At 44.7% G+C, this 5,328-nt stretch carries 5 protein-coding genes; 3 read left to right on the top strand and 2 right to left on the bottom strand.

Going from position 1 to position 5,328, the window contains the following annotated elements; all coding sequences use genetic code 11:
* From ACLR2L_RS18660 to ACLR2L_RS18650, 3 genes are all read left to right on the top strand, one after another.
* Positions 1-1,370, top strand: a 1,370-nt coding sequence (locus tag ACLR2L_RS18660) for a SpoIIE family protein phosphatase (RefSeq protein ID WP_413370341.1), incomplete at its 5' end; no start/stop codon positions are given.
* Positions 1,371-1,509: 139 nt separating this feature from the next.
* Positions 1,510-1,950, top strand: coding sequence for a TerB family tellurite resistance protein (locus ACLR2L_RS18655; RefSeq protein WP_140955848.1), 441 nt, complete (start codon positions 1,510-1,512; stop codon positions 1,948-1,950).
* 24 nt (positions 1,951-1,974) lie between these two features.
* A complete protein-coding gene (locus ACLR2L_RS18650) occupies positions 1,975-4,065 on the top strand; it encodes a putative bifunctional diguanylate cyclase/phosphodiesterase (RefSeq protein ID WP_140955847.1) in 2,091 nt (696 codons plus the stop codon).
* 76 nt (positions 4,066-4,141) lie between these two features.
* Here the strand turns inward: ACLR2L_RS18650 and ACLR2L_RS18645 are convergent, their stop codons facing one another.
* Both ACLR2L_RS18645 and ACLR2L_RS18640 read right to left on the bottom strand, forming a co-directional pair.
* Entirely contained in the window at positions 4,142-4,576 is a 435-nt protein-coding gene (locus ACLR2L_RS18645; RefSeq protein ID WP_413370338.1) for a hypothetical protein, read from the bottom strand.
* The coding region (locus tag ACLR2L_RS18640) for a hypothetical protein (RefSeq protein WP_413370336.1) at positions 4,576-5,328 on the bottom strand (753 nt) is incomplete at its 5' end. The genes ACLR2L_RS18640 and ACLR2L_RS18645, both read right to left, overlap by 1 nt.

Raw genomic sequence — 5,328 nt, 5'->3', positions numbered from 1 at the left:
GTCTGGATGCCGGCGGCGATGATTTTGTACCAAAACCCTTCGACAGTGTCGTTTTGATTGCAAAGATCAAGGCGCATGAACGCTCTCGTTTAATGAGTCTTGAGCTGGTGGAAAAGAACGAATCCTTGTTCTGGTACCGTCAGGATGTCGAAAGGAATCACCGTATTGTTGAACACATCTTTGCCAATGCGATGGCGGAGTCTGAAACCCTCGACAAGCATTTTAGTTACTATATCCAGCCAGAAACCCGGTTTAATGGCGATGTGTTGTTATGTGAAAAGAGCCCGGTGGGAGGCGCTTATCTGTTTGTTGGTGACTTTACCGGTCACGGCCTTGCTTCGGCGATAGGGGCTATACCTGTTGCTAAAGCATTCAGTGCAATGGCAAAAAAAGGATTGTCGGTAGAGGAAATTGCCGCAGAGATAAACAAAATACTGCTAGAGTTCCTTCCTGCCGATATGTTCTGTGTTGCCTGTATTGTTGAAATATCGCCCTCCGGTACCCGTTTTACGATATGGAATGGCGGCATGCCGAGACTGGTGTTGCGTGATGCCCTTGGCAATATCACTAACAAGATAGAATCAAGGCACATGCCTTTGGGTATTTTGACCGTGAATGAATTTGAGCGCAACGTGGAGTATGTGGAGGCCAACGAAGGGGATCGCTTGCTGATTTATACAGATGGACTGATGGAGTCGTCTCATCCCGTTCATGGCGTCATTGGCGAAGAAGGCGTAGAAAAGTGGTTTTCAGAGCGCTGTTTGTCTTCAGCCCGGGGATTTGTTGAGCTGGCAAATGAGTACCGGCAGGGAAACCCGGCTAACGATGATATTACGATTGTTATGTTCCGTTGCGAGCCATTTCGCGTAGTCAATGAACCCGAAACATCCAGTATGCTGCTGGTGCCGTTTAGAACAGAAATGGTACTCACCAATAGTCACTTAAAACACACTAACGTGGCTGACTTTATTGTACAAAAACTCACCAATCTGGAGGGGCTGGAAGCGATACGTTCAGAAGTGTTTACCGTTATTACAGAGCTATTGAATAACGCGATTGAACATGGATTGTTAAAGCTGGATTCAGAACTTAAACAAAGTGCAGAAGGCTTTGAGGAATACTACCGGTTACGGGCAGAAAGATTAGAGCAGTTAACATCCGGGCATGTTAAAATCTGTTTGAAATGTGAACCATGTCAGCGAAAGCTGATTATCTCTGTTTTTGATTCTGGCGATGGATATCAGCTTGACGTAAGGCCTGAACTACCTGGCGACACCTATGGTAGGGGCTTGCTGCTGTTGGAAGAGTTTTGTGAATCAGTGAAAGTAGAAGAGGGCGGAAGAAAGACCATTGTAACACTGGCGTTTTGAGGCAACTTGATCGTTTTTTTGGGTTCTGAGTCATTGGTTTACATTATTGCCTGGCCACCAGCGGTTAAATAAGAAAATTGGCATTTTTTTAAAGTTGTGTTGTCTACACTTTGCCGTATTTTTCAGTGTGGAGAAGTAAATGTTAAAAGCGATACTTGCCAGGTTTACAGGTAATGCTTCTGAGCCCGCAAACGCTCATTCTGTAGAGGTTGCGACAGCGGCGCTGTTGTATGAAGTCATCAGGGCTGATAATGAGGTGGATCATAGTGAACAAGCTATGCTATCTGCTATGCTGAAAGACATCTTTTCGTTAAGTGATGAAGAAGTGATGCTGGTTCAGGCATCAGGAAGCAAACGCTCAGAAGAAGCCGTTGATTTAGTGCAGTTTACTCAGGTTCTGAATCAAACGCTCAACGAAGCGGATAAGCAACAGGTTATTCAGGGGCTATGGAACGTTGCCTACGCAGATAACGAACTGGCGCCTTTGGAGGAACATATTATTCGCAAAATTGCAGATTTACTTTACATTCCGCACAGTAAGTACATCCATGCTAAGTTAACCGCGCAATCGGCCGGTTAAGCATTTGTAATATGGTTTTTAATCATGTTCAGTAGTATACGAACCGCAATGGTGGTTATTTTAAGCGTGGTAGTGATGTCTTCATCAGCCAGCGTGTTATGGATCACTGTTTCTGAACATGAGCAACTGTTTTTAGAATCTCAGCAAAACAACCTGTTCGCGCTAACGCGCAACATGGCGAACGATTTGGTTCCATATATGGAGCAGGAGCCCAGGGACACGTTTTCGTTAAATGTTGTACTCCTGCGCCTCGAACCCTATCGCAATGTAATTAACGCCAGTATTTTCGACAACGATAATCGGTTAGTTGAATTTTATGTAGGTTTGCAGGGCAGGCGAGGCAGCGAGAGCTTGCCCGATCCAAAACTATCACCAGCAGAGCTGAGTTTGGGCATTAGTATTTCTGATGGCAAACTTTTTAGTCTGGAGCGCATTGGTGAACAGGCTTTCCCGGTGGGTTTCCTGCTTATTGCACTCGATCTCAATAAAAGCCTGGCCGAAAGTCGCCGTTCTCTGATTTTCCGAACTATGCCCTGGGCGTTGTTATTACTCACTTCTACTATTTTGCTTTCTTTTGCTCTGTTAAGACAGGCATTCAGACCGCTGGATGCGGTAACGAGATTTGCGCAGTCGGTAACAGAAAACAAAGATTACACATCGCGACATGTAGTAAAAGGTACGGCAGAAATTCGCCGGTTGGGACGCCATATAAACCGCCTGATGGAAACCATTGAAGAGGAGTTGAGTATCAATCAGCAGCAAACTAAGACGTTAATGGAACAGCAGGTAACCATGACCCGCCTGGCTAATTTCGACAGCCTCACCGGTTTGCCTAATCGTCAGTTTGTTATGGATACCATTAAAATTGAACTGGCCCGTGCGCGCCGATCCAATGAAGATCTGATCCTGATGTTTTTTGACTTAGACGGCTTTAAGGGCATTAATGATTCATTGGGGCATGAGACCGGCGATTTAATTCTGATTGAAGTTGCAGACAGGGTGAAGTCCATTTTAAGAGATGGCGATATTCTGGCCAGACTCGGTGGTGATGAATTTCTGATCATACCCGACAGGGACGCAACAGAACTCAATATGATCACGGTTTCGGAACGGGTACTTAATTCGTTTTCAGAACCTTTTAAACTCAATGGACTGTCACTTAAATTAGGCGTAAGTATTGGCGTTGCTAAGGCGAAGGAAGCGGGTTACGACCTCAGTCAGCTAGTTAGTAATGCTGATTTGGCCATGTACCGCTCCAAAGCAAGAGGAAGGGGCGTGTATACCATATTCAGCCCTGAGATGTCTGAGTCGCATAAGCGTAAGATCATGATTGCGAACAGTATCGATAATGCTATCGAGCAAAATCAGTTTTGCCTGTATTACCAGCCTAAAGTAGATAGCAACGGCATACAGGTAGGGTTTGAAGCCCTTATTCGCTGGCATCATCCTGAAATGGGCAACATTATGCCTGGCGAATTTATTGTAGTGGCAGAGCAGTCCGGAAAGATTACCGCTATTACACAATGGGTTATCAGACGGGCATGTGAGGAGTTACATCAAATTACTGACAAATTCTCCAGCAGGGTCAGGGTTGCTATTAACTTATCGGTACACGATTTACGCCATAGCGACTTATTTGACTGGATTTACTCCGCATTCAATGAATACAAGGTTAACCCACGCAATATTGAGTTTGAAGTCACCGAATCGGCCTATCTGGATAACTTTGAACACAGTGAAAAGCTATTTAAACGGCTACATAATTTAGGCTGCAAAATAGCATTGGACGATTTCGGCACGGGCTACTCGTCTTTGAGTTATCTCACGCAGATTACTATTGATACACTTAAAATTGACCGGCAGTTTGTAACACAATTAGAAACGTCAGAACGGTGTCGCTTAGTGACGGTGTCTATTATTGATTTGGCCAAACGTCTGAGCCTGAAGATATGTGCCGAAGGCGTTGAAACCAAGACGCAATGGGATTATTTATGCGAGCAAGGTTGCGATACGGTTCAGGGGTATTTGTTTAGTAAACCCGTGCCGTTAGATCAACTTAAAGACAATAAACATGAAATCCCACATGATTTTGGCAGCTACAAAATCGACCTTTAGCTTTTGAATTAATCGCAATTGGTTTGGTTTGCCATTATTGGTTTGCCATTATTAGTTTGCCATCATTGGTTGGTCACTATTGTGGTGTCTGCGATGTAAAAATGATCTTCACGTCTTTGGGCAACACTGTTCCAGCAGGCACGTAGGCAATGGTATTTACCGTTGATTGCACCATCAGTATGGCCTCGGCAGGGTCAGAGGCTTCTATGGGACGTTGTTTTCTGCCGCTAAAGCGCATTTGGGCCCAGTACGCCTGAATTCTCGATTCGGTTAACCCAACTACTCTTACATTAAACACAGAACGGGCTAACTCCCCGGGGGCAAGCGCGATTGGAGTTATGTCACCCAGTCCCAGATTGCCCATATACAAATTGCGCAACATGGTTTTGTTTACGTTATTTAGTTGTGTATCAAGTTGTGTGATAACAATAATATGTTCGTCTTGCTGCGCCTGCAGTGTAAAAACAGGTATCACCAGGATGGAGGCCATGAATAAGTGTAATAATCGCATCAGAACACCCATTCCAGAGAAAATTGGTACAAGGTAGCCGCGCGTCCTGATTCATTGTGGGTGATATCAAAGAAACTTCGTTCATCACGCCGACCCCTGAGACGGGTAATATCCGCTTTTAGTGCAAAATTTTCAGACAAATCGTACCGAACACCCACCGCAAAACTGCCCAGCGAGTCTTTTTCCAGGGCCGCATAAACCTGACGATAGGCCATCGCGAGTTGGTCTACCTGAGGCGCAAGACCCATGGGGATTTCATTTACGGGTTGCGGATAAGATGCATGGGATGTCGCCACAGTACTGTGAAGTGTAAATGGCGGCAAGTATAAACCGGCTGATATGTAGGCGCTTGATAGTGTTGGGAACACCAACGGTTCGCTGAGTAGTTTAATAATTTCAGCTTCTACAAAATAATCCATGTTGTGATAAGCAAGACTGGCAAAAAGTACCTCAACTTTGCCTTTAGTGGACAGTGAATCCGCCGTATCCTGATAACCTGCTTGTTGTAAAATAGCCGCTAAGCCATTTAGTTCATTCATAAACAGGTTGATGTCACCCCGGTGGAAACCTATCTGAGCCGATAAATAGTCCCATTTTACGTGTCCGATTAAACCCGCAAAATTTTTAATTTCAGGCTGAATGGTTAAATTGGCAATTTCATATTCATCGTTATATTCGCCAAAGTAACCTTCCAGCGAAAACTGAATATCCTGCGTTCCTAACCGATATTTGATATTAAGGCCATCATAGGT

The organism is Alteromonas sp. AMM-1, from assembly GCF_047290655.1.
Classification (GTDB): Bacteria; Pseudomonadota; Gammaproteobacteria; order Enterobacterales; family Alteromonadaceae; genus Alteromonas; species Alteromonas mangrovi.
This window is presented reverse-complemented; position numbering and strand designations above follow the sequence as displayed.